Below are 24,567 nucleotides of genomic sequence, written 5' to 3'. Positions count from 1 at the left end.
ACGCTGCTTGACGACCACGACCGCATCGAACGAGAAGCCGGCGCGCAAGCCGCTCTACCGCCTGCTCTATGTCCAAGTTCTCGCCGCCATCGTCATCGGGGCGCTTCTCGGCGTCTTCGCGCCCGACATCGCCGTCAGCCCCTGGATGGAGGCGATGGGCAAGGGCTTCGTCAATCTCATCAAAATGGTGATCGCGCCGATCATCTTCTGCACCATCGTCTCCGGCATCGCCCATCTCGAGAGCGCCGCCAAGGTCGGGCGCGTCGGCGTCAAGGCGCTCGTCTATTTCGAACTCGTCTCGACCATAGCTCTGGCGCTCGGTCTTCTCGTCGGCAATCTGCTGCGGCCCGGCGAAGGCTTTTCGGGCAAGGCGGACGCCGCCGCCGTCGCCAAATATCTCGAGCCGACCGCGCAGCGCAGCTCGGTCGAATTCGTGCTCGGCGTCATTCCCGACAGCGTCATCGGCGCCTTCGCCAGAGGCGATATTCTGCAAGTGCTGCTGTTCTCCATCCTCTTCGGCTTCGCGCTGATGGCTCTGGGCGAGCGGGGCAGGGCGCTGCGCGGCGTCATCGACGAGGCCGGCCACGCCATGTTCGGCGTCATCGCGATCGTGATGAAGGCGGCGCCGCTCGGCGCTTTCGGCGCTATGGGCTATACGGTCGGCAAATATGGCTCGCAGTCGCTGCTGAGCCTCGCCTGGCTGGTCGGCTCCTTCTATATCACCTCCATTTTGTTCGTCGTCGTCGCGCTCGGACTCGTCGCTCATCTCGTCGGCTTCAGCATTTTCCGCTTCCTCGCCTATATTCGCGACGAATTGCTGATCGTGCTCGGCACCTCCTCGTCGGAGAGCGCGCTGCCGCAGCTCATGGAGAAGCTCGAGCGCTTGGGCTGCTCGAAATCGGTCGTCGGTCTCGTCGTGCCGACCGGCTATTCCTTCAATCTCGACGGCACCAATATCTATATGACGCTGACGAGCCTGTTCATCGCTCAGGCGCTCGGCGTCGAGCTCTCGGCGGGGCAGCAATTCGTCATTCTCTCCGTGGCGATGTTGACGTCCAAGGGCGCCTCTGGCGTGACGGGGGCGGGCTTCATCACTCTGGGCGCGACTCTCTCCTCCATCGACCCGCGTCTCGCGCCGGGCATGGCGATCGTCATCGGCGTCGACAAATTCATGAGCGAATGCCGTGCGCTCACCAATATTTGCGGCAATGGCGTCGCGGCCATCGTCGTCGCCTGGTGGGAGGGCGAGCTCGATCATGACAAGCTCGCCGCCGGCCTCTCGCGCCGCATCGACCCCAGCGATGTGGAAACCGCGGTCACGACGGAATGAGGCGGGGCATTGCGCCCGCCCGCCGTGGATGCTAAGAACAAAAAAAGAACATCACGCGAATTGTGGACAAGGCGGCGGAACGCCTTCGCGTCCGCGCGTTTCGGACTAAGGTGCCGCGAGCATCATCAAAGCGGAGAGGGTCATGGCGGGCAGCGTCAACAAGGTCATCCTGGTGGGCAATCTGGGCCGCGACCCGGAAGTGCGCACACTGCCTTCGGGCGACCGCATCGTCTCTTTCTCCGTGGCGACGACGGAGTCCTGGCGCGATCGCAACAGCGGCGAGCGCAAGGACCGCACGGAATGGCACAATGTGTCGATCTTCAACGAGAATTTGGGGAAGATCGCCGAGCAATATTGCCGCAAGGGTTCCAAGATCTATCTCGAGGGCCAGCTGCAGACGCGCGAATATACCGACAAGGACGGCAATCAGCGCAAGGCGACCGAAGTCGTGCTGCAGCGCTTCCGCGGCGAGCTGACGCTGCTCGACAGCAAGGGCGGCGGCCGCGGCGAGGGCGATTACGAGGGCGGCGGGGGCTCCTATCAGTCCAGCGGCGGCGGCGGCTCCAGCTTCGGCCGCTCCTCGCCGATGGAGCGCCCGCCCGCGGAGCGCTCCCCCGCGCCGGCCGGCGGCGGACGCCTGTCGGAGCAGCTCGACGACGACATTCCGTTCTGAGTCATCGCGGATATAGGGCTCTGGAGGCCCCCTCCCTCCGCCGCTACGCGGGAGAGGGAGGCGGCAGGTAGATCGCGTGCCTTCGATGAGGGGCGGAGTCTGCTCCCTCTCCCGCGCAGCGACGCGAAGCGGGGGAGGGCCGGGGAGAAGGCGCTCCCGGCTCTCGAAATCTCTATGAGCTCCGCGAGCGCAGCCCATTCGTCCGGAATTCCCGCGACTGCGGCTTTGCGCCTGTCTGGCCCGTACGGCGGCCTTCGCCGGCCTTGCCGGTTCCCGCCGGTTGCCAGCCCGGCACGAGATGATGCTTGCCGGGGCCGATGAGATCGGCGCGGCCCATCGCTTTCAGCGCCTCGCGCAGCACCGGCCAGTTCTCGGGATCGTGATAGCGCAGAAAGGCCTTGTGCAGGCGGCGCTGGCGCAGGCCTTTCACGGCGTCGACCTTCTCCGACGCGCCGCGCCGCACCGGCTTCAGCGGATTGAAGCCCGAGTGATACATGGCCGTCGACAGCGCCATGGGCGAGGGCAGATAGGTCTGCACCTGATCGGCGCGATAGCCGTTCTTCTTCAGCCACAGCGCCAGATTCATCATATCCTCGTCGCTCGTGCCCGGATGCGCGGCGATGAAATAGGGGATGAGGAAATATTGCTTCTTGGCCGCCTGCGCCGCGGCGTCGAACAGTCGCTTGAAGCGATCATAGGAGCCGATGCCGGGCTTCATCATTTTGGCGAGCGGACCGCTCTCCGTATGCTCGGGCGCGATTTTGAGATAGCCGCCGACATGATGCTCGACGAGCTCGCGCACATAGGCCGGACTCTTCACTGCGAGATCATAGCGCACGCCCGAGGCGACCATCACCTTCTTGACGCCCGGCAGAGTGCGCGCCTTGCGATAGAGCTGGATCAGCGCGTCATGGCTGGTGTCGAGATTTTTGCATATGTCGGGAAAGACGCAGGAGGGCCGCCGGCATAGGGCCTCCGTCTCGCGGTCCTTGCAGGCCATGCGATACATATTGGCGGTCGGCCCGCCTATGTCGGAGATGATGCCCGTAAAACCTTCGGTCTTGTCGCGGATCGTCTCGATCTCTTTGAGAATCGAGCCTTCCGAGCGCGACTGAATGATGCGCCCCTCATGCTCGGTGATGGAGCAGAAAGAGCAGCCGCCGAAACAGCCGCGCATGATCGTCACCGAATGGCGGATCATCTCCCAGGCGGGGATTTTCGCATCGGCGTAGGAGGGATGCGGCGCGCGCGCGAAGGGCAGGTCATAGACGCTGTCCATCTCCGGCGTCGTCAGTGGAATGGGCGGCGCGGTGAGCCAAATGTCGCGCTTTCCGTGCCGCTGCGTCAGCGGACGCGCGTTGCCGGGATTGCTCTCCCGATGCAGCACGCGCGAGGCGCGCGCATAGAATTCCGGATCGCCCGCGACCTGCTCGAAAGCAGGCAGGCGGATGACGATGTTCTCGCTCTGCGCGTCCTTGCGGATGCGGCCCTCGTCGGGCCCGTCTATGTCCTCGGCCGAGGCCTCGATCCAACCCTCTGGCGTCGCCTCGCGCGTGAAGGCGACGCCGCGCACATCAGAGAAATCCTGCGCTATGCCGCGCTTGGCGATGCGATGCGCGACCTCGACGAGCGCGCGCTCGGCGTTGCCATAGAGAAGGAGATCGGCCTTGGCGTCGAAGAGGATCGAGCGCCGCAGCTTGTCCGACCAATAATCATAATGAGCGATGCGCCGCAGCGAGGCCTCTATGCCGCCGAGCACGATCGGCGCCTCCGGAAAAGCCTCGCGGCAGCGCTGGGCGTAGACGATGACGGCGCGGTCGGGCCTTTTGCCGCCCTCGCCGCCGGGCGTGTAGGAGTCGTTGTGCCGCAGCCGCCGGTCGGAGGTGTAGCGGTTCACCATCGAATCCATATTGCCGCTGGTGACGCCGAAGAAGAGGTTCGGCTTGCCGAGCGCGCGAAAGGCGGAAGCGTCGCGCCAGTCCGGCTGCGCGATGATGCCGACGCGAAAGCCCTGCGCCTCGAGCAGGCGGCCGATGATGGCCATGCCGAAGCTCGGATGATCGATATAGGCGTCACCGGTGACGAGGATCACATCGCAGCTGTCCCAGCCGAGCGCCTCCATCTCCGCCCGCGACATGGGCAGAAATGGCGTGACGCCGAAGCGATGCGCCCAATGCTTGCGATAGGAGAACAGCGGCTTTGCTGCGCCCAGAGGTTCGGCGGCTTTCGTCATGGTCTCACAAATATCATGGAAGGCGGGTGGGACGCGAGGAGCGTGACGCCTCGGCCCCCGCTAGACGATCTTGGCGAAAGCGGCCGCGCCCGCCTTGCCCGGCGCCTCGCGCTCGGCCTGCGGCGCGCGCAGCGCTTCGGCGAGCGCGCCCTGCGGATCGGCGGCGCCTTCGAAGATCGCCTCCACGCATTTGACGCAGAGCGTCACGCGGGCGTCGGCGAGGCGGTAATAGACCTGCTTGGCGGCGCGGCGCGTCTCGACCAGCTCGGCGCGGCGCAGCTCCGCGAGCTGCTGGCTCAGCGCCGGCTGGCCGATCGAAGTCGCGGCCTCTATCTCGCCGACCGTATGCTCGCCGGCGAGCAGATAGGAGAGGATCATCAGCCGCTGCGGCTGCGCGAAAATCTTCAGCCTTTCGGCGGCCTCGGCGGCGCGCTCGCGCGATTCGTAGATGGCGGTCATTTGTCCTTGCAGACCCTATAGAACCAGCTGTCGGTCGCGCCGGGCGCGAGCGCATCGGCCGCGGCGCTCGTCGGCGGCAGCAGCAGATCGGCGCCCGGCGTCCAGCCCTCCGGCGTCATCACCTCGCCGGAGGCGGCCTTCTGCAATGCGGTCGCGAGACGCAGCATCTCCTCCACCGAACGCCCGACCGTCAGCGGATACCAGGTGAGCGCCCGCACCACGCCTTGCGGGTCGATGTAATAGGTGGCGCGCATCGCAGAGGAATCTCGGGCGGTCTCGTCCAACATTCCATAGGCGCGGCCGATCGTCATCGTCGGATCCTCGACGATGGGGAAGGGGATGGTGACGCCGAACAAATCCCTGATCGCCCGCACCCAGGCGAGGTGGGAATAGAGGCTGTCCACCGAAAGCCCGAGCAGGGCGCAGCCGATCGCCTCGAAACGCGGCGCGGCGCGGGCGAGGGCGACGAATTCGCTGGTGCAGACCGGCGTGAAATCCGCCGGATGCGAAAAGAAGATCAGCCAGCGTCCGCGGAACTGATCGAGCCGCACGTCTCCCATTGTCGAACGCGCCTGAAAGACGGGCGCGACATCGCCGAGGCGCAGCGCCCGTGCGCCCGCCGCCGGAGCCTGAATCGGTTCTTTTTCCATGGCTTCCATCTGCACTCATTCGCTGCTTGACACAATTGTCTTATACGATTACATAGATTATGTAATTATGAAAATAAATGAGGTCGCCCATGACAGATGCAGCGCTGGAGCGCGCCAGGGAGCAGATCCTCGCCGTCGCCAAACGACCGCCGGCCCAGGTTCATACCTTCTTCGACGAGCCCACATTCACCGCTACCCATGTCGTCTATGATCCTGCGACGCTTCGCGGCGCGATCGTCGACAGCGTGCTGAATTTCGACGCCGCCTCCGGCCGCACCTCGACCCGTGGCGCGGATGAGATTGTCGATTACGTGAAACATGAAAGTTTGACGATCGACTGGCTGCTGGAAACCCACGCCCATGCCGATCATCTCTCGGCCGCGCCCTATCTCCAGACTAAGCTCGGCGGCAAGCTGGCCATCGGCCGAGAGATCACCACGGTTCAGAACGTCTTCGGCAAGGTCTTCAACTTCGGGACGGAGTTCGCCCGCGACGGCTCGCAATTCGATCATCTGTTCGACGATGGCGAAACTTTCGCGATCGGCGAGATTCCGGCGATCGCGCTGCATGTGCCCGGCCATACGCCGGCCGATCTCGCTTATGTGATCGGCGACGCGGCCTTTGTCGGCGACACTCTGTTCATGCCCGATTATGGCACGGCGCGCGCCGATTTCCCCGGCGGCGACGCACGCGCGCTCTATCGCTCCATCCGCCGGCTGATGGCGCTGCCAGAGGCGACGCGGCTCTTCCTCTGCCACGATTACAAAGCGCCGAAGCGGGACGTCTACGCCTGGGAGACGACGATCGGCGCGGAGCGCAGCGGCAATGTCCATGTGCATGACGGCGTCGGCGAGGAGGAGTTCGTCGAGATGCGCAGGCATCGCGACGCGACGCTGGATCTGCCACATCTGATCCTCCCCTCCGTGCAGGTGAATGTGCGCGGCGGACGCCTGCCGCCGCCCGAGGACAATGGCGCGCGCTATCTGAAGCTCCCGCTGGACGTCTTCTGATGACGCTCGCGGACTCCATGGCGCATGGCCTCGCCGGCGGGTCGATGATCGGCGCGAGCGCCTCGATCATGCTGCTCGGCGCGGGACGCATCGCCGGCGTCAGCGGCCTCTTCGCCCGCGTGATCGGCGTGACCAAGGCCTGCGGGCCGGATGGGCTCGCAGCCGGCTTCATCCTCGCTTTGCCGCTCGGCGCGGCTGTCGCCGCGGCGCTGGCGGGGCCGGTCGAGACGCGCTTTCCGCCGATGGCGGCGCTGCTTCTCGGCGGCCTGCTCGTCGGCTATGGCGCGCGGCTCGGCTCCGGCTGCACCAGCGGCCATGGCGTCTGCGGCCTCTCGCGCTTCTCGAAACGCTCGCTCGTCGCGACGGCGGTCTTCATGAGCGTCGCGGCGGCGACGGTCGCGACGATAAACGCCATGGGGCTCGCATGGTGATCCGCCCCACACTCCTCGGCCTCCTCTGCGGAGCGTTGTTCGGACTCGGCTTCGCCGTCTCCGGAATGGCGAACCCGGCGCGCGTGCGCGGCTTTCTGGACGTGTTCGGCGCTTTCGATCCGACGCTCGCTTTCGTGATGATCGGCGCGCTCGCGCCCATGGCAGTCGCCTGGCGCGTCGCGCGACGGCTGGAGCGACCGCTCGCGGCCGAGAGCTTCGATCTGCCGCCGACCTCGCCGATCGACGCGCGCCTCGTCACGGGCGCGGCGATCTTCGGCCTCGGATGGGGCGTCGCCGGTCTGTGTCCGGGTCCAGCGCTCGCCGATCTCGCCATCGCGCCTCTCGAGGCCGCGCCTTTCGTCGCGGCGATGGCGCTCGGAATGGTTCTGCAGCGCTACGCCACGCGGCGAAATCTGAAATCCGTCTTTCGAACGACCAATGAAACGCTTGAGCAGAAGGGCCGAGTCATGACCAGCAATGTCGGAACCTTAGACCGCATCGTCCGTCTCGCCGTCGTCCTCGTCATCGCCGTCGCCTATTGGCTCGGCGCGCTCTCCGGCGGGCTCGCCATCGCGCTCGGCGTCGTGGCGCTCGTCGCGCTCGTCACCAGCTTCTTCTCCTTCTGCCCGGCTTACCGTCTCTTGGGCGTTTCGACCTGCAAGCGCGGCTGATTGCGGCCGGCTCCAGGACGGCTGGCCGAAGCTTCCCTCATCCTGGGAGGGCCCGCCTCGAAGGATGAGGGAAGCGTCATGCGCCTTCAGGAGCTCGCCCGCGCGCTTTCAAGACAGACTCTTCGCGACCTCTCGGCATGAGCGCGAGGATCATCGATCGACTTCCGCGCCAAACGCCGCGAGAAAAACGAGGAACGATCCGTCATGAGCTTCACGAAATTATCGTCCGCTTTCTCCGCGTCGCCGCAGATTACCGAGGTCGATGTCGAGCGCGCCGCGCGCGAGGGGTTTCGTCTCGTCATCGACTGTCGTCCCGACGATGAAGAGCAAGGCCAGCCGAATTTTCGCGACGTCGCCGAATGGGCTGCGAAGCACGGCGTCGCGGCGAAGCACGTGCCGGTGACGCCGTCCAATATAGACGACGTCGCCGTCGCCGATTTCGCGGCAGCTCTCGCGACCGCGGGCGGCCCTACGCTCGGCTATTGCAAGACCGGCCGCCGCGCGAGCGCGCTCTGGGCGCTCGCTCAGGCCTTGCCGCTCGGCGCCGAGACGGTTCTTGCCGCCGCGAAAGAGGCCGCCGTCGATCTCGAGCCGTGGAAAGCGCGCATCGTCGCGCGCGGCGGCGCGCCGGCCGGAGATCGCGGTCCGGGCTCCTATGATGTCGTCATCGTCGGCGGCGGCAGCGGCGGCGTCGCTGCGGCGGCGAGCCTGTTGAAGCGTCGGCCGTCGCTCTCCATCGCCATCGTCGAGCCGGCCGAATTTCACTATTATCAGCCCGGCTTCACCCTCGTCGGCGCCGGCGTGTTCGAGCCGGAAGTGACGAAGCGTCCCATGGCGTCGGTCATTCCGGACAAGGCCGTCTGGATCAAGAAATCCGTCGCCGAATTCGCGCCCGAATCCGATGAGGTCGTTCTCGACGATGGCTCGCGGCTGCGCTATCGCGCGCTCGTCGCCTCGCCGGGCATAAAGCTCGATTGGGACGCGATTCCGGGCCTCGTCGAGACGCTCGGCAAGAATGGCGTCACCTCCAATTATCGCGCCGATCTCGCGCCCTACACGCATTTCCTCGCGCAGACTCTGCGCGGCGGCCGCGCGCTGTTCACGCAGCCGCCCATTCCGATCAAATGCGCGGGCGCGCCGCAAAAGGCCATGTATCTCTCCTGCGACGCATGGCGGCGCGCCGGCGCGCTCGCGAACATAGAGGTCGAGTTCCACAACGCCGGCGCCGTGCTGTTCGGCGTGCCCGCCTATGTGCCGGCGCTGATGGAATATGTGAAGCTCTATGCCATAGAGCTGCGCCTCGAGTCCAAGCTCGTCGCTGTCGACGGCCCCGCGAAAATCGCAACCTTCGAGCAGAAAGGGCCGGACGGCGTCGTTACGCGCGTCCAGCGCGATTTCGCCATGCTGCACGCCGTGCCGCCGCAGCGCGCGCCGGATTTCGTCGCGAAAAGTCCGCTCGCCGCCGAGACCGGCTTCATCGCCGTTGATCCGGAAACCTTGCGTCACACGCGTTACGCCAATGTCTTCGCGCTCGGCGATGCGATCGCCACGACCAACGCCAAGACGGCCGCCGCTGCGCGCAAGCAGGCGCCTGTCGTCGCCATCAATGTGCTCTCCGTGCTCGACGGCAAGGCGCCGCATGTCGGCTATGACGGCTATGGCTCCTGTCCGCTCACCGTGGAGCGCGGCAAGATCGTGCTCGCCGAATTCGGCTATGGCGGCAGGCTGCTGCCGAGCTTCCCCAAATGGCTGATCGATGGCGCGCGGCCGTCGCGCGCCGCCTGGTTCCTCAAGGAGCGTCTGCTGCCGCCGATCTATTGGCGCGCGATGCTCAAAGGCCAGGAATGGCTGTGCAAGCCGCATATGATCGAAAAATGCGAGCAGCAGCCCGCAGAATGACGAGGGCAAGGTGCATCTCGAGCTCGTTCAATATCTGATCGGCACCGGCTGCGGCGCGGCGATCGGATTCACGCTAGGCCTCATCGGCGGCGGCGGCTCGGTACTCGCCGTGCCGCTGCTGGTCTATGTCGTCGGCGTGAAGGATCCGCATGTAGCGATCGGCACCAGCGCTTTCGCAGTCGCCGTCAACGCGGCCTTCAGCCTGTGGAACCATGCGCGCACCGGCTCGGTGAAATGGCGCTGCGGCGGCATTTACGCCGCAGCGGGAATGCTCGGCGCCGTGGTCGGCTCGACGATCGGCAAGAATTTCGATGGGCAGCGCCTGTTGTTTCTCTTTGCTCTGGCGATGATCGGGACCGGCGTGATGATGCTGCGCGGACGCGGCGCGGCCGGCGACGCCGCCGTCGAATGCACATTGGAGCGGGCGCCGCGCGTCGCCTCCTTCGGACTCGTCACGGGATTATTCTCGGGCTTTTTCGGCATAGGCGGCGGCGTGCTCGTCGTGCCTGGACTCGTCGGCTCGACGGGAATGCCGATGATCAACGCCGTCGGCACGTCGCTGGTCGCGGTCACCGTCTTCGGCCTGACGACGGCGGTGACCTATGCGGTCTCCGGCCTCATCGATTGGCTGCTCGCCTTCATCGTCATCGGCAGCGGCGCCGCGGGGACTTTGATGGGCACCGTATTGGCGCGGCGCCTGTCGCAGAAGACCGGCCAGCTCGCCATCGCTTTCGCGATCGTCGTCTTCGCCGTCGCCGCCTATACGCTGTTCAATTCGCAGCTGCTTACGAAATAGCGCAGAAGCCTGCTCAGCGCATCGCCGGGGCTCGCGCTCCCGCCGGCTTTCGTCGGCCGAGCGCGAGGCGAGCGGAACCCATGCGCGACCGCAGCGCGTCTATATAGAGAAACACGACCGGCGTCGTATAGAGCGTCAAAATCTGGCTCACCAGCAGGCCGCCGACGATGGCGATGCCGAGCGGACGGCGCATCTCCGCGCCTTCTCCGGCGCCGAGCGCCAGCGGCAGCGCGCCGAACAGCGCGACGAGCGTGGTGATGAGAATGGGGCGGAAGCGCGCGACGCAGGCCTCGCGGATCGCCTCCTTCGACGACAGGCCGCGCCGACGCGATGCGTCGAGCGCGAAATCGACGAGTATGATGGCGTTCTTCTTCACGACGCCGATCAGCAGCAGCACGCCGATCATGGCGATGATGCTGAGCTCCGTTCCGCATCCGAGCAGAGCGAGAAAGGCTCCGACGCCGGCCGATGGCAAAGTCGAGAGAATCGTCAGCGGATGCAGGAAGCTCTCATAGAGAATGCCGAGAACGATATAGACCGCGGCCAGAGCGGCGGCGATCATGATCGGCTGATTGGCGAGCGCTTCCTGATAGCCGGCGGCGGTTCCGGCGAAGACGCCTTGCAGCGTCGCCGGCGCGCCGGCCTTCGCCATCGCGTCCTTTATCGCTTCGGCGGCGTCGCGCAGCGATTTTCCGTCCGCCAGATTGAAGGAGATGGTGATCGCCGCAAAATGGCCTTGGTGATTGACCTGCAAGGGCGTCACGCCCTCGGTGAATTTCGCGAAGGACGAGACCGGAATCATGGGCTGGGCGGCGGTGTTGACCGCGCTGCCCGGACTGCCGAGATCGCGCGCGGAAAAGACGCGGCTCGCCACGCGCGGATTGGCGCCGATGTAGAGATTATCGAGCGCGGCGAGCGTGTCGCGATATTTCGGCGCCGCCTCCATCACCACATGATATTGGTTGAGCGGCTCATAGATCGTCGACACCTGCCGCTGTCCGAAGGCGTCATAGAGCGTATTGTCGACCGCGCTGGTGGTGAGGCCGAGGCGGGAGGCTTTCACGCGGTCGATGACGACATCGCTGCGCAGGCCCTTGTCCTGCTGATCCGAGCTCACGTCGAGCAGCGCGCCGCCGCGGCGCAGAATGTCGACGATGCGCGGCGCATAGAGACGCAAATCCTCGAGATCGTCCGCGAGCAGCGTATATTGGAACATTGCGTTGCTCGGCCGCCCGCCCATGCGAATGTCCTGCGAGGATTGCAGGAACATGTTCGCGCCGCTGACGCGCGCCAATTTCGGCCGCAGCCGCGCCATGATCGCATCGGCCGAGGCCTTGCGCTCGGCGAGCGGCTTCAAGGTCACGAGCAGCTCGGCGACATTGATCGCGCCGCCGGGGCTGAAGCCGCCGCCTATGCTGCCCGTCGCCGAGGAAATGCCCGGATCCGCGGAGAGAATGGCGACGAATTGCTGGAGCTTTTCCTTCATCACTGGGAAGGAGACGCTCTGATCCGCGACGATATAGCCGCGCATGCGCCCCGAATCCTGAATCGGGAAGAAGCCCTTGGGCACGCAATCGAACAGGTAGAAATTGAGCGCCATGGTCGCGAGCAGCACGCCGAGCGTGACGCGCGGAAAATGCAGCGCGACGTCCAGCGTGCGGACATAGAAGCCATGCAGCGCCGCAAAGCCGCGCTCGCTCCAGCGCAGCAGGAAGAAGCGCGGCGGACCGCAATGATCGCGCAGGACGCGCGAGCACAGCATAGGCGTCGCCGTCACCGAGAGCGCGAGCGAGACGAGGATCGCGACGGACAGCGTCACGGCGAATTCGCGCATCAGCCGGCCGACGATTCCGCCCATGAACAGAATGGGCAGGAAGACGGCGAGCAGCGAAAGGCTCATCGAGACGAGCGTCGGCGCCACTTCGCGCGCGCCGTCGATCGCCGCCGCGCGCGCCGCCTCGCCCGCCTCTATGCGACGCATGACATTCTCGACCACGACGATGGCGTCGTCGACGATGAATCCGGTGGCGATGGTGAGCGCCATCAGCGATAGATTATTGAGGCTGTAGTCGAGGAGATACATGGCGCCGAAGGCGCCGATGAGCGAGACCGGCACGCAGACGCTCGGCGCGATGGTCGCTCGCGCATCCTTCAGCGACAGATAGACGATGAAGATCGCGAGAAATATCGTGACGATGAGCGTGAGGCCGATCTCGTGCAACGAGGCGCGGATCGTCAGCGTGCGGTCCTGCACGAGGCGCATTTCGACATCGGCCGGCAGCGCCGCGGCGAGCGGCTGCATCAGCCCTACGATGCGATCGAGCACTTCGACGAAATTCGCGCCCGGTTGGCGGAATATCTGCACCTGCACGGCGGTGCGGCCGCTGCTCATGCCGAAATTGCGCAGATCCTCCACCGAATCGACGACGGAGGCGATGTCGCGCAGCCGGACTGTCGCGCCATTGCGATAGGCGACGACAAGGCCTTCATAATCGGCGGCCCGCCGCGACTGGTCGTTGGCGTAGAGCGTCAGGCGGCTGTCGCCCACGTCGATCGCGCCTTTGGGGCTGTTGTAATTGGCGGAGGCGAGCGCCGCGCGCACATCCTCCAGCGAGACGCCGTGCTCGAACAGCGCCGGCGGATTGAGCTCCACCCGCACGGCCGGGAGCGAGGAGCCGCCGACGCCGACCTGGCCGACGCCGTCGAGCTGTGCGAATTTCTGCTGCAGCACATTGGCGGCGATTTCGTAGAGCTGGCCGGAGCTCATCCGCTCCGAGAAGAGCGCGATGATCGCCACCGGCACTTCCGAAGGATTGGAGGTGCGGAAGGTCGGATTATTGCGCAGCGCCGCTGGCAGATCGGCGCGTGCGGCGGCGATCGCCGCCTGTATGTCGCGCTGCGCGCCGTCTATGTTGCGGTCGAGATCGAATTGCAGCGAGATGCGCGTCGAGCCGAGCGAGCTCGACGAGGTCATCTCGGTCACGCCGGCGATCTGCCCGAGCTTTTTCTCGAGCGGCGTCGCCACAGAGGCGGCCATCGTCTCGGGGCTCGCGCCGGGCATGGAGGCGGAGACGGAGATCACCGGAAAATCGATATTGGGGACGGGCGCCGTCGGCAGCAGGAAAAAGGCGGAGACGCCCGCGAGCACGACGCCGAGCATCAACAGGCTCGTCGCGACCGGACGCGCGATCGCCGTCGCTGTGAGGCTCATGCGGCCTCCCGCGCCGCGACTTGCGCTGGCCGCGGGCGCAGGGATTTCGCCCAGCCGTCGAAAGCGAGATAGATGACCGGCGTCGTATAGAGGGTGAGTATCTGGCTGAAGATCAGTCCGCCGACGATGGCGACGCCGAGCGGCTGGCGCAGCTCCGCGCCTTCGCCGGAGCCGAGCATCAAGGGCAGCGCGCCGAGCAGCGCCGCGAGCGTCGTCATCAATATCGGGCGGAAGCGCAATATGCAGGCTTTGTAGATGGCTTCGCGCGGGGCGAGGCCGTCGTCGCGCTCGGCCTGCAGCGCGAAGTCGATCATCATGATGGCGTTTTTCTTCACGATGCCGATGAGGAGAATGACGCCGATGACGCCGATGACGCCGAAGTCGTCGCCGGCGAGCATCAGAGCGAGCAGCGCGCCTATGCCGGCCGAGGGCAGCGTCGAGAGGATCGTCACCGGATGAATGTAGCTCTCATAGAGCACGCCGAGCACGATATAGACGGTGACGATCGCGGCGAGGATCAGCAGCAGCGTGCTCACCGACGAAGAGTTGAACGCTTGCGTCGCGCCCTGAAAGACGGTGATGACGCTCGCCGGAGTCGGTATCGCCGCCTGGGCGACGGCCAGCGCCTCCATGGCGGCGCCGAGTGAGGCGCCCGGCGCGAGATTGAAAGAGATCGTCGTCGCGGGAAATTGCGCGAGATGGTCGATGGAGAGCGGCGCGGCGGTCTCTTTGATCTTCACTATGGAGGCGAGCGGCGTCTCCTGCCCGCCATTGGCGGGGATGCGCAGGCCGGCGAGAGTCTCGAGGCCGGAAGTCGAGCGCCTCGCCGTCTCCAATATGACGCGATATTGATTGGTTTGGGTGAACAGCGTCGAAACGATGCGCTGGCCGAATGCGTCATAGAGGATATTGTCGATCGTCGCGACGGAAATGCCGTAGCGCGCGGCGGCGTCGCGATCGATCTCGACGAAGAGCGCGCGTCCGCCGTCCTGTGCGCTGCTGGACACGTCGCGAAATTCGGGGAGGGCGGACAATTTGTCGACGAGGCGGCGGGAGTAGACGGAGAGCTCGGCCGGATTGGCGTCCTGGAGAGCGAAATGATATTCGCCGCGGGAGACGCCGGCGTCGATGGAGAGGTCTTGCGCTGGCTGCAGGAACAGCGAGCCGATGGCGTGGGCGCGCGCGGCGTCCTGCAGGCGACGTGTGACGGCGGCGATGGAGTCGCGCTCGGATTTTGGCTTCAGCGCGATGAGCAGGCGACCACTGTTGAGCGTGCGATTGACGCCGTCGACGCCGAGATAGGAGGAGACGCTGGCGACGGCGGGATCGGCGAGCAGCAATTCGACGAGGCCGAGTTGCTTGCGCGTCATCGCCTCGTAATTCAGCGATTGCTCGCCTTCGAAGAATCCCTGCACGAGCCCCGTGTCTTGCACCGGGAAGAAGCCTTTGCCGATGGCGGCGTAGAGCGCGCCGGTGAGCGCCAGAGTCGCGACGAAGCTCACGAGCGTCGCCCGCGAATGGGCGAGGACGAAGCGCAGCGTCGCGCCATAGGCGTCGATCAGCCGGTCGAACCAGCCTTTGCCCGCTTTCGCTTCGTGAGAATGCATGTCCTGCGCGCGCAGCAGCTTGGCGGCGAGCATGGGCGCCAGCGTCAGCGACACGACCGCGGAGATCACGATGGTGACGGCGAGCGTCACAGCGAATTCACGGAACAGCCGCCCGACGACATCGCTCATGAACAGCAGCGGGATGAGCACGGCGATGAGCGAAATCGTCAGCGAGACGATGGTGAAGCCGATCTCGCGCGCGCCGATGAGCGCGGCAGAGAGCGGCGTCTCGCCCTTCTCGATATAGCGGGAGATGTTCTCGATCATCACAATGGCGTCGTCGACGACGAATCCGGTGGCGATGGTGAGCGCCATCAAGGTGAGATTGTTCAGGCTATAGCCGAGCAGATACATCGCCGCCAGCGCGCCGACGAGCGAGAGCGGCACGGCGATGCTCGGAATGATCGTCGCGCGCGGGCTGCGCAGAAAGAGGAAGATCACCGCGACGACGAGCGCTATCGAGAAGAGCAGCTCCATTTCGACATCGTGAATGGAGGCGCGGATCGCCGTGGTGCGATCGGTGAGGATGGCGAGATCGACGGCGGCGGGCAGGGAGGCGGAGAGCGCCGGCAGCAGCGCTTTGATCTGATCGACGACGGCGATGACATTGGCGCCCGGTTGGCGCTGCACATTGACGATGATCGCCGGCTCGAGATCGGTCCAGGCGCCGAGCTCGCGATTTTCGGCGCCCTGCGTCACTTCGGCGACGTCGGAGAGGCGAACCGGGCCGCCATTGCGATAGGCGACGACGAGGCCTTCGTAATCCTTGGCGTTACGGAGCTGATCGTTGGCGTCTATGGCGAATTGCTGCGTGCGGCCGTCTATATTGCCTTTGGGCAGATTGACGTTGGCGTTGGAGATGACGGCGCGCAAATCCTCGAGCGACAGCGCATGGGCGGCGAGCTTGGACGGATTGGCGCGCACCACCACCGCGGGGCGATTGCCGCCGGAGACGCTGACGAGGCCGACGCCCGAGAGCTGCGATATCTTCTGCGCGATGCGGCTGTCGGCGAGATCCTGCACCTCGGTCAGCGGCAGCGTCTTGGAGCGCAGCGCCAGGGTGAGAACCGGCGCGTCGGCGGGATTGATCTTGGCGTAGATCGGCGGCGCCGGCAGGTCGGTCGGCAGAAAGCTCTGCGCGGCGTTGATCGCCGCCTGCACCTGCTGCTCGGCGAAATCCAGCGAGAGCTTCAAGCTGAATTGCAGCGTGATGATCGAGGCTCCGCCGGAGCTCGTCGAGGCGATCTGCGTGAGGCCGGGCATTTGTCCGAGCTGGCGCTCGAGCGGCGCGGTGATCGTCGCCGCCATCACCTCCGGGCTGGCGCCGGGATAGAAGGTGCGTACCTCGATCGTCGGATAGTCGATCTGCGGCAGCGCCGAGACGGGCAGGAGGCGAAAGCCGATCGCGCCGGCGAGGAAGATCGCCGCCATCAGCAGAGTGGTGGCGACGGGGCGCTCGATGAAGGGGCGCGAGATATCGACGGCGCTCATTGTGCTGCGCTCATTTTTGTTCGGTCAGGGCGCGGCGGCTTTTTCCGGCGGGCGTCGACCCTCCGCCGGCGGAGCTTTTTTCTCGGAGCCGGGCCCGGAGGCGAGCGTGATCTTGGCGCCGTCGCGGAGCTTGTCGACGCCTTCCACGACGACGCGCTGACCGGGCGCAAGGCCGGACTCGATGACCGCATGTTCGCCGTCGCTCGGCCCCAGCCGCACCGGACGCACGGCGACCTTGTCGTCGGTCTCCAGCACAAAGACGAAGGGGCCCTTGGCGCCGCGCTGGATCGCCGGCGTGGGCGCGAGCACGACATTGAGCAGCGTCTCCACGGTCAATTCGGCGTTGACGAATTGATTGGGGTAGAGCTTCTCGTCCTCATTGGCGAATTCGGCGCGCAGCTTCACCGTGCCGGAGGTCGCGTCGATCTGATTGTCGATCGCATAGAGGACGCCATGCGCCAGCGCTTGCGAATGCTCGTGGTCGTAGGCGACGACATCGAGCGCCTCGCCGGAGCGGAAGCGTTTGAGCACGCTCTGTAGTTTCACCTCGGGCAGGGTGAAGATCACCGTGATCGGCGAGAGCCGCGTCACCACCGCTATGCCGGTCTGATCATTGGTCTGCACGATATTGCCGGTGTCGACGAGGCGCAGGCCGATGCGGCCGTCGATGGGCGCCGCTATATTGGCGTAGCTCAAATTCAATTTCGCCTGGCCGACCTGCGCGCGGTCCATTTCGACGGCGGCGCGATATTGGCCGATGAGCGCGCGCTGCGTGTCGATCTGCTGGCCGGAGACGCCGTCCTTGACCTTGATGCGCAACAGCTCGTAGCGGGCGAGGTCGCGCTCGGCGTTCTGCAGCAGCGACTCGTCCTTCTGGAGCTGGGCCTCCGCCTGCGCGACGGCGAGATCGAAGGGCCGCGGGTCGATGCGGGCGAGAATGTCGCCGGCCTTGACCGTCTGTCCCTCCTTATATTTCACTTCCACCAGCGGTCCGGAGACCTGCGGCTTCACGACCGACGTCGCCGAGGCGGTCACCGTTCCGAGGCCGGAGAAGACGACCGGAAAATCGCCGCGCAGGATCTCCGCCGCGGCGACGGCGGTCGCCGGGCCGCGGCCAGTCGCGGGAAGCGCCGGCGTCTCGCCCGAGCGATAGCGCCACAGGCCGATCGCCACTGCGCCGACGATAGCGACGACGATCCACCGTGAGATGTTCCGACGCGGCAGGAAGCGTCTCGCCGCTCCGATCGAAGGAGGGACGGCTTCAGTCAGATCGGAACTCATTCGGTCGACACTCCGCGAGAATCGCATTCGGACAGAGGCGCGCGCCGCTCACGCCCTCAAATCGCCGGCCGGGCCGCCGAGTTGATGATAAAGAATATATGGAATATAGGAATAATCAATCTATTCGGCGCGGGCCGCACAGTCTTTTGCTTCGGCGTCAGGCGGGGGCGCGATCGAGATCGATGAGATGTCCGGCCTTGTCGCGCTTGGCGGCCAAATAACGGACATTATGGGTGTTTTTTCGTCCCTGAATGCGCTGATCGGCGACCACTTCGAGGCCCGCCTGCATCAGCGCGGCGATCTTCTCGGGATTATTGGTGAGGATCAGCACCCGCTGCGCGCCGAGCGCCTTCAGCATTTCGGCGGCGAAGGCGAAACGGCGCTGATCATTGTCGAATCCGAGCGACTCATCGGCGTCGTAAGTGTCGAAGCCGCGCGCCTGGAGATCATAGGCGCGGATCTTGTTGGCGAGGCCGTTGCCGCGCCCTTCCTGATCGAGATAGAGCAGCACGCCGCCGCCATTCTCGGCCATGAAGCGCGCCGTATAGCGCAATTGGTCGCCGCAATCGCATTTGAGGCTGCCGAAGAGATCGCCGGTGAGGCAGGCCGAATGCAGGCGCACATTGACCGGCAGCGAGAAATCCGGCGCGCCGATGATGATCGCGACCTGGTCGCGCAAGCCTTCGCCGCCGCGGAAGACGATGAATTCGCTATCGCACGCGCCCTCGAGCGGCACCGGCGCGCGCGCGACGATGCGCAGAGAGGCGAGGCGGGCGGGGCGATAGGAGGCGATATGCGCGAGCGCGACACCGAGCGGGCTCGCGAATACGGCTTCGGCGCCATCGGCACGGGCGACGATCGCCGCCGGAAGCACCTGCGCGAGCCGCATCAATTCCAGCGCGCCCTCCTCGAGCGGCGAGAGAGCGGTGGCCGGAGCGTCGAGGCGGGCGTTCGCATCGAAGGCGAGCGCATGCGCCCGCGCGGCGTCCGCGACGGGCAGCGTCACTGCGCCGGCGTCGCGTCGCTGCGCGCCGAGGCGTCGCAGCCGGGGAGCCGCTAGGGCGAGCCGCGTTCCGCCTGGCGCCAACAGCGCAAATCTCTCGCTGAGATCGGCGTCGAGCGCCTCGCAGGCCAGAGCGACGATGCGCTCCAAGGCGTCATGGAGAATAATCGGCCGGCCGGCGCGGATTTCGGCGATGGCGCGCTCGACGTCGATCTCGCCCGGCGCGTCGCGAAGACCGGGTCGCAAGGATGAAACTGTCACAAAGCCTCCGGCGCTCTCTGCAGAAGCTCGACAGATATAGTTTTTCTATCCGATCCAACAAGTGCAATTTTTCGGGTCTGACGGCATTCATGGGCGTCGCGCGCCGCGCCGCGCAAAAGACGCGTAGATGTGGAAGGACGCCCTCGATTTCTAAGTTTGTCCGACAATTCGCATCTCTCGTCACGGCGCCGCGGGCAAATTCATTCTTATGTGTAGAACTCGAGCACTTTGCTATTTATCATAGCTGATAAGTGTGAATATAATGGCGCATCGCAGCAAGACGGGAGCGTCCGATGGCCGGCACGACGCATCGCTTTTCGATCGAAGCCCTTCTCGACACGTCTTTTTCGCGCGCCGCCTGCACGGCCGTTCTGGTCTCGGCGGCGACGGTCTGCGCATCGGCGGAGCCGAGCGTCTATCCGACAGGAACGACGATCTACGACCCCGCGCGCGCCTATAATTCCTATGTGCTGTTCGCCGGCGGCGACGATGTGTCGAGGCTCGTCGATCTCACCGGCAAGGTCGCGCGCGAATGGAAATATACGGGGCAGCCGGTCGCCTTCATCGATCCGGCGCTGGCGGACGGCGCGCGCGGTCACATCTTCGTCACGCTGGAGAGCGTGGAGGGCAGGGGAACCGATCTCACCCCCGGCCGCGTTCAGACCCGCGTGCGCAAGAGCGTCGGCGAGGTCGATTGGGACGGCAAGCCGGTGTGGAGCTTCGGTTCCGCGGCGCCGGGCGGCGTCGCGCGGCAGCATCACGACATTTCACGCCTGCCCAATGGCAATACGCTGCTGCTCGCCAATATCTCCTATCCGCTGCCCGGCTTCGCCGCGCCGCAAGTGCTCGACGACGTCGCTTATGAGGTCAATCCCGATGGCGAGATCGTCTGGACATGGGCGGCCTCGGATCATCTCGACGAGATCGGCTTCACGGCCGACGAATTGAAGCTGATCAAGGGCTCGAAGAATCCGGACTATCTCCATGTCAATGATCTGAAGCCGGTCGGCCCCAATCATTGGTATGACGAGGGCGATACGCGCTTTGCGCCGGACAATCTGATCTTCGACTCGCGCAACGGCAATTTCATCGCCATCATCGACCGTAAGACGCGCAAGATCGTCTGGACGCTCGGTCCGCATTTCCCGCCCGTGTCGGAGGATGGATCGACGACCTCACGCAAGGTTCCGCGGCCCGTCGATCAGATATCCGGCCAGCATGACGCGCAGATCATTCCCAAGGGGCTGCCCGGCGCCGGCAATCTGCTCGTCTTCGACAATCAGGGCGAGGCCGGCTATCCGCGCGCTTCCGTCACATACACGGGCGGCTCGCGCGTGCTGGAGATCGATCCCGTCTCCAAGCAGATCGTCTGGCAATATACGGGCGCGAGCTCCGGCAATCCCGGCTGGACCTTCCGCAGCACGCATATCAGCAATGCGCGGCGTCTGCCCAACGGCAATACGTTCATCGACGAAGGCCAGATCGGTCGCTTCTTCCAGGTGACGCCGGAGGGCGACATCGTCTGGGAATATCTCAATCCCTATCCGCGGCGCGGCAAGGACGCCGAGACCGGGCGGCCGACGCTCAATTACAGCGTCTATCGCGCACAGCCGGTTCCCTATGATTGGGCGCCGGAGGGAACGCCGCATGCCGAGACGGCGGTCGCGCCGCCGGAGAACGCCGGCTTTCGCCTGACGTCCAAGTAGTAATCTTTCGAGTAAGCGCTTTCGATTGGAGAATTCCGTGCCGCAGCCAGACAGCGAGACGCGCATCGTCCGCATAATCGTCGACGGACGCGTGCAGAATGTCGGCTACCGGGTCTTTGTCGCCCGCGAGGCGGGACGACTGCATCTCATCGGCTGGGTTCGCAATCGCAGCGACGGCTCCGTGGAGACGCTGATCGCCGGCGCTCCCGAAGTCGTCGACGAGTTTCTCGCCCTCGCGGCGAGAGGACCGGCGACGGCGCGCATCGATTCCTATCGCGTCGACGAAGCCGACGCTCGCGCGCTCGCGGAAGGCGGCGGCGAGAGCGGTTTTGTCGCCGCCCCGGCGGTGTGAGCCGCCCTTACGCCGCGGACGAGCGGACGCGGCGCCATTCCCTGAAGCATCGGCGCGTTACGACGCGCCGGGAACGACCCGCCTCACCAAGGAAGAGAGGTTCTCATGTCGATACGCAGTTTCAAGACACTCGCCGGACTCGGACTGACCGCGTCGGTCTGGGCGGGAGCGGCGCAGGCCGCTTCGCTCCAGGAGGCGGCGACGCTTGCTTCCGCCGCCAGCGTCAAGACGCTGGAATTCGCGGGCTCGGGCCATTGGCGCCAATTCGGCCAGGCGCCTGTTCCCGGCGGCGATTGGCCGAAGTTCGACGTGTCCGCCTTCAGCGCGGCGATCGACTTCGACAAAGCAGCCGAGCGCGTGCTGATCACCCGCTCGCAGACGCCGGACGGCCGTGCGCGGCCGGCGCCCGTCGAGCAGAAGCTCGAATGGTATGTGGTGGGCGACAAGGCCTGGAATGTCGCGCCGCCGCAGGGCGCGGCTCCCGGCGCCGCGCCGGTCGCGACGCCGGCTCCCGCCGTCGTCGACGAGCGCGTCGCCGAAATCTGGACGACGCCGCAGGGCTTTCTGAAGGCGGCGCTCGCCAATAGCGCCAAGTCGGAAACCACCGGCTCCGGCGTGGAGGTCTCTTTCGCCATCGGCAATCGCCGCTTCGTCGGAACGATCGGCGCCGATAATCACGTCTCGGCGATCAAGACCTGGATCGACACGCCGGTGCTCGGCGACACGCTGCTGGAGACGCAATTCTCCGGCTATAAGGATTTCGGCGGGCTGCATTTCCCGGCCGAGATTCATCGCAGCGAAGGCGGTCATGAAATTTTGCATGTCTCCGTCGCCTCGGCCAAGGCCAATGGCGCCGTCGATATCGCTGTTCCGGCCAATGTCGCGAGCGCGCCCGCGCCCGTCGTCACTGTGGCGTCCGAGAAGCTCGGCGACGGCGTCTATTATCTCACCGGCGGCACGCATCACAGCGTCGCTGTCGAAGAGAAGGACCATGTCGTGCTGATCGAGGCGCCGCTGAGCGAGGAGCGCTCGATCGCGCTGATCCAGAAGGTCGGCGAGATCATACCGGGCAAGCCGATCAAATATGTGGTCAACAGCCATGTGCATTTCGATCACTCCGGCGGTCTGCGTACTTTCGTCGACGCCGGCGCGACCATTGTGACGCAGGACATCAGCAAGGCCTATTACGAAAAGGCCTGGGCGGCGCCGCACACGCTGCGTCCGGATCGCCTCGCGGCTTCCAAGAAGGCGGCGAAATTCGAGACCTATGAGCATAAGCGCGCGCTCGGCGACGTGCATGCGATCGAGATTCATCACATTGCCGGCAGCGGCCATTCCGATGATCTCGCGCTCGTCTATCTGCCGAAGGAGAAGCTCGTTATCGAGGCCGACGCCTATACGCCGGCCGCCGTTGGCGCGCCGCCTCCGGCGACGCCCAATCCCTTCTCGGTCAATCTCTACGACAATATTCAGAAGCTCGGTCTCGACGTCGAGCGCATCGCGGGTCTGCACGGCCGTGTCGCCAGCCTCGACGAGCTGCGCGCGGCGATCGGCCAGAAGAAGGCCGCCGCCAATTGAGAAAACAACCCCGGTCGCGCAAATCGCGCGGCCGGGTATTTTCAATTGCTCGGAGCATGCGCCGGAAAGCGGCGCCGCTTCTGGTCCCTGCGCGAGCGGTAGGCGCTGCTCTCGTAGACGCGAAGCGAGAGCTCGCGGTCTTCTAGGCTCGACGACGATGATGCGTAGGCTCCGGCGCGAGATCCCGAACCGACAGGCGTCGCCCGTTCAGCCCGTTCAGCCCATTCCCGCGGTCTTCAATATCGTGCGCGCGTCGACGAGAGCCGCTTCGACGCCGTCGTCTCTATCGAGGGCTTCGACCAGCTGCTTGAGACAGTCGATCGCCGTCGGCTCGAATAGGCGCTTCGTCACGAGATTCTGCTCCCGCGATTCTTCGACGGCGCGAAGGATCGCCCGGACATGGCGCAGCTTGTCCGCCAGTGGCTCGTCCATCGGCGATTTTTCGCCGCCGCCGACCGAAGGGGAGGAGAGCGGGCGTCGTCGCGCGCGCTCGGCGGATGGATCATAATTGATCGAAGGATCGTTTTTCTTGCTCATCGGCGATGTCATCTGTGTCGTTTTGGCGCAGTGGTCGAGAGTTCCACAACGCGAGACTCTCAAATCATTGTACTAACGCAATATTTTCACGCGGACGCAGCCGATCCGATTCAAAATGGAACGTGCGCTTTATCCGATCCACCCTAACGCAAGCGTCGTGCCTCGTTATCCTTCGAATGGAGGAGACAGGGAAAAATTCGAAATGTTCGGTGCAGAGAGGCCGACAATGCGTCGCGCCGCGCTCGATCGGACAAGAGGCGCGATGCGCTGCGCGGCTGCGTGTTTCTCCGGAACGGGCAGGGCGCGGCGTTCGATCTCGATCGTCGCGCCGAGACTCTGCCGAGAGCCGAAGGCGCGGGCCACGACGATGATGGCGGCCATGCGGCGACCACGGTCGTGACAGCGTCGAAAGGCCGCGGATAGAGTGCGGCGCTTGGGATTCCGTTCGAGCGGAAAGCGCTCTAACGACGAGCCGACGGCAATGAAAAGGCGCGCCCAATGCAGAAAATCTATAGCAAAGAGATTGTCGCCGCCCGTAAGGCGGCGCTCGTCGACGCTATCGGCGCGCTGAAGGCGCGCGGCGTCTCGCCAAAGCTCGCGGCCGTCGTCTGCTCGGCCGATCCGGCCGCGCTGAGCTATGTCGCCGTCAAGCGCAAGCACGCCGAGGAAGTCGGCGCCGCTTTCGAGGCCGTCGATCTCTCGCATGCGGGCTCCTACGCGGAAATCGAAATGCGAATGCACGATCTATGCGCGCGGTCGGACATAGACGGCGTCATTGTCGTCATGTCGTCGAAGCCCGAATTCGACGAGATCGACGTGACCAATCTCATCCCGGCGAATAAGGACGCCGACGGCCTCTCCGTCGGCAATCTCGGCGCGCTGCTGCAGAATGGTCCCCATCAGCGCTTCATCGCGCCCGCGACGCCGCGCGCCTGCATCGCGCTCGCAGAGTCGCAGGGGCCGCTCCTCGGCAAGAGCGTCGTCGTCATCGGGCGTGGACGCACGGTCGGCAAGCCGCTCGCGAATTTGCTGGTCAACGCCGGCGCCACCGTCACGGTCTGCCATTCGGCGACGCCGGACATTCCCAAATTCTCGCGCGCGGCCGACATCGTCTTCGTGGCGACGGGGCGTCCGCGTTTCTTCGGACGCGATTATTTTTCGCAAGGACAGCTCGTCATCGACGCGGGCGTCGGCTTCATCGACGGCAAGCTCGCAGGAGATGTGGACGCCGCGGCGCTCGAGGATCTGGATATTCGGCTCACGCCGGTCCCCGGAGGGGTCGGGCCTTTGACCTCGATTCTCATTCTCGAAAATCTTCTGCTGCTGATCGAGCACGCCGAGCGCGGACGCGGCGGATAGCGCTTTCGCCGCCCCCGTGCTGCCGAGGA

The 24,567-nt window shown here is 65.3% G+C and carries 19 protein-coding genes and 1 pseudogene; 12 read left to right on the top strand and 8 right to left on the bottom strand.

Features of this window, described 5'->3' with window-relative positions; genetic code table 11:
* The first annotated feature begins 7 nt into the window (after nucleotides 1–7).
* Entirely contained in the window at nucleotides 8–1,330 is a 1,323-nt protein-coding gene (locus IY145_RS21910; protein ID WP_196410128.1) for a dicarboxylate/amino acid:cation symporter, read from the top strand.
* A 142-nt stretch (nucleotides 1,331–1,472) separates the two neighbouring features.
* The gene (ssb, locus tag IY145_RS21905; RefSeq protein WP_196410127.1) at nucleotides 1,473–2,003 is read left to right on the top strand and encodes a single-stranded DNA-binding protein; all 531 of its coding nucleotides are present in this window, start codon (nucleotides 1,473–1,475) and stop codon (nucleotides 2,001–2,003) included.
* A 172-nt stretch (nucleotides 2,004–2,175) separates the two neighbouring features.
* Here the strand turns inward: ssb and IY145_RS21900 are convergent, their stop codons facing one another.
* Genes IY145_RS21900 through IY145_RS21890 form a run of 3 tightly spaced genes read right to left on the bottom strand, consistent with a single transcriptional unit; the run spans nucleotide 2,176 to nucleotide 5,345 of the window.
* Nucleotides 2,176–4,236 carry a YgiQ family radical SAM protein gene (locus IY145_RS21900; RefSeq protein WP_196410126.1) on the bottom strand — a complete coding sequence of 687 codons (2,061 nt, stop codon included), beginning with the start codon at nucleotides 4,234–4,236 and terminating at the stop codon, nucleotides 2,176–2,178.
* 60 nt (nucleotides 4,237–4,296) lie between these two features.
* Nucleotides 4,297–4,695 (bottom strand): metalloregulator ArsR/SmtB family transcription factor, encoded by a 399-nt coding sequence (locus IY145_RS21895; RefSeq protein WP_196410125.1) that lies wholly within the window; start codon nucleotides 4,693–4,695, stop codon nucleotides 4,297–4,299.
* The gene (locus tag IY145_RS21890) at nucleotides 4,692–5,345 is read right to left on the bottom strand and encodes a peroxiredoxin (RefSeq protein WP_196410124.1); all 654 of its coding nucleotides are present in this window, start codon (nucleotides 5,343–5,345) and stop codon (nucleotides 4,692–4,694) included. Before IY145_RS21890 ends, IY145_RS21895 begins: the two co-directional genes overlap by 4 nt.
* Nucleotides 5,346–5,434: 89 nt before the next feature.
* On the opposite strand from IY145_RS21890, the gene IY145_RS21885 reads away from it, so the two are divergent.
* From IY145_RS21885 to IY145_RS21865, 6 genes and pseudogenes are all read left to right on the top strand, one after another.
* Nucleotides 5,435–6,355: an MBL fold metallo-hydrolase gene (locus tag IY145_RS21885; protein WP_196410123.1), complete on the top strand. Its 921-nt coding sequence runs from the start codon at nucleotides 5,435–5,437 to the stop codon at nucleotides 6,353–6,355.
* Nucleotides 6,355–6,786 (top strand): YeeE/YedE family protein, encoded by a 432-nt coding sequence (locus tag IY145_RS21880; protein ID WP_196410122.1) that lies wholly within the window; start codon nucleotides 6,355–6,357, stop codon nucleotides 6,784–6,786. Before IY145_RS21885 ends, IY145_RS21880 begins: the two co-directional genes overlap by 1 nt.
* Nucleotides 6,786–7,196: pseudogene (locus tag IY145_RS26645) on the top strand (DUF6691 family protein); the annotation flags it as partial. The gene IY145_RS21880 and the pseudogene IY145_RS26645, both read left to right, overlap by 1 nt.
* Before the next feature lie 57 nt (nucleotides 7,197–7,253).
* The gene (locus IY145_RS26640; protein ID WP_246722398.1) at nucleotides 7,254–7,457 is read left to right on the top strand and encodes a DUF2892 domain-containing protein; all 204 of its coding nucleotides are present in this window, start codon (nucleotides 7,254–7,256) and stop codon (nucleotides 7,455–7,457) included.
* 204 nt (nucleotides 7,458–7,661) lie between these two features.
* Nucleotides 7,662–9,356 (top strand): bifunctional protein tyrosine phosphatase family protein/NAD(P)/FAD-dependent oxidoreductase, encoded by a 1,695-nt coding sequence (locus IY145_RS21870; RefSeq protein WP_196410120.1) that lies wholly within the window; start codon nucleotides 7,662–7,664, stop codon nucleotides 9,354–9,356.
* Between the two features lie 10 nt (nucleotides 9,357–9,366).
* Nucleotides 9,367–10,152 carry a sulfite exporter TauE/SafE family protein gene (locus IY145_RS21865; RefSeq protein WP_196410119.1) on the top strand — a complete coding sequence of 262 codons (786 nt, stop codon included), beginning with the start codon at nucleotides 9,367–9,369 and terminating at the stop codon, nucleotides 10,150–10,152.
* Nucleotides 10,153–10,165: 13 nt separating this feature from the next.
* On the opposite strand, the gene IY145_RS21860 is transcribed toward IY145_RS21865, so the two are convergent.
* From IY145_RS21860 to ribA, 4 genes are all read right to left on the bottom strand, one after another.
* Complete coding sequence (locus tag IY145_RS21860) at nucleotides 10,166–13,363, bottom strand: efflux RND transporter permease subunit (RefSeq protein WP_196410118.1); 3,198 nt, start codon at nucleotides 13,361–13,363, stop codon at nucleotides 10,166–10,168.
* The gene (locus IY145_RS21855; RefSeq protein ID WP_196410117.1) at nucleotides 13,360–16,461 is read right to left on the bottom strand and encodes an efflux RND transporter permease subunit; all 3,102 of its coding nucleotides are present in this window, start codon (nucleotides 16,459–16,461) and stop codon (nucleotides 13,360–13,362) included. The genes IY145_RS21860 and IY145_RS21855 overlap by 4 nt, the downstream gene beginning before the upstream one ends.
* A gap of 24 nt (nucleotides 16,462–16,485) precedes the next feature.
* A complete protein-coding gene (locus IY145_RS21850; RefSeq protein ID WP_246722149.1) occupies nucleotides 16,486–17,742 on the bottom strand; it encodes an efflux RND transporter periplasmic adaptor subunit in 1,257 nt (418 codons plus the stop codon).
* 157 nt (nucleotides 17,743–17,899) lie between these two features.
* On the bottom strand, nucleotides 17,900–19,006 hold the full coding sequence (gene ribA / locus IY145_RS21845; RefSeq protein WP_312030624.1) for a GTP cyclohydrolase II RibA: 1,107 nt from the start codon (nucleotides 19,004–19,006) through the stop codon (nucleotides 17,900–17,902).
* A gap of 293 nt (nucleotides 19,007–19,299) precedes the next feature.
* Here ribA and IY145_RS21840 point away from each other — a divergent pair, with 293 nt between their 5' ends.
* The 3 genes from IY145_RS21840 (at nucleotide 19,300) to IY145_RS21830 (ending at nucleotide 22,642) form a co-directional block, all read left to right on the top strand.
* Entirely contained in the window at nucleotides 19,300–20,712 is a 1,413-nt protein-coding gene (locus tag IY145_RS21840) for an aryl-sulfate sulfotransferase (RefSeq protein ID WP_196410115.1), read from the top strand.
* A 37-nt stretch (nucleotides 20,713–20,749) separates the two neighbouring features.
* The gene (locus tag IY145_RS21835) at nucleotides 20,750–21,064 is read left to right on the top strand and encodes an acylphosphatase (RefSeq protein WP_196410114.1); all 315 of its coding nucleotides are present in this window, start codon (nucleotides 20,750–20,752) and stop codon (nucleotides 21,062–21,064) included.
* 105 nt (nucleotides 21,065–21,169) lie between these two features.
* On the top strand, nucleotides 21,170–22,642 hold the full coding sequence (locus tag IY145_RS21830) for an MBL fold metallo-hydrolase (protein ID WP_196410113.1): 1,473 nt from the start codon (nucleotides 21,170–21,172) through the stop codon (nucleotides 22,640–22,642).
* A 216-nt stretch (nucleotides 22,643–22,858) separates the two neighbouring features.
* Here the strand turns inward: IY145_RS21830 and IY145_RS21825 are convergent, their stop codons facing one another.
* The gene (locus IY145_RS21825; protein ID WP_196410112.1) at nucleotides 22,859–23,179 is read right to left on the bottom strand and encodes a hypothetical protein; all 321 of its coding nucleotides are present in this window, start codon (nucleotides 23,177–23,179) and stop codon (nucleotides 22,859–22,861) included.
* 498 nt (nucleotides 23,180–23,677) lie between these two features.
* On the opposite strand from IY145_RS21825, the gene IY145_RS21820 reads away from it, so the two are divergent.
* The gene (locus IY145_RS21820) at nucleotides 23,678–24,538 is read left to right on the top strand and encodes a bifunctional 5,10-methylenetetrahydrofolate dehydrogenase/5,10-methenyltetrahydrofolate cyclohydrolase (RefSeq protein WP_196410111.1); all 861 of its coding nucleotides are present in this window, start codon (nucleotides 23,678–23,680) and stop codon (nucleotides 24,536–24,538) included.
* Nucleotides 24,539–24,567 lie beyond the last annotated feature (29 nt).

The organism is Methylosinus sp. H3A, from assembly GCF_015709455.1.
Lineage (GTDB): Bacteria > Pseudomonadota > Alphaproteobacteria > Rhizobiales > Beijerinckiaceae > Methylosinus.
The sequence above is the reverse complement of the archived record's forward strand: the minus strand, read 5'-3'. Positions and strand labels throughout refer to the sequence as shown.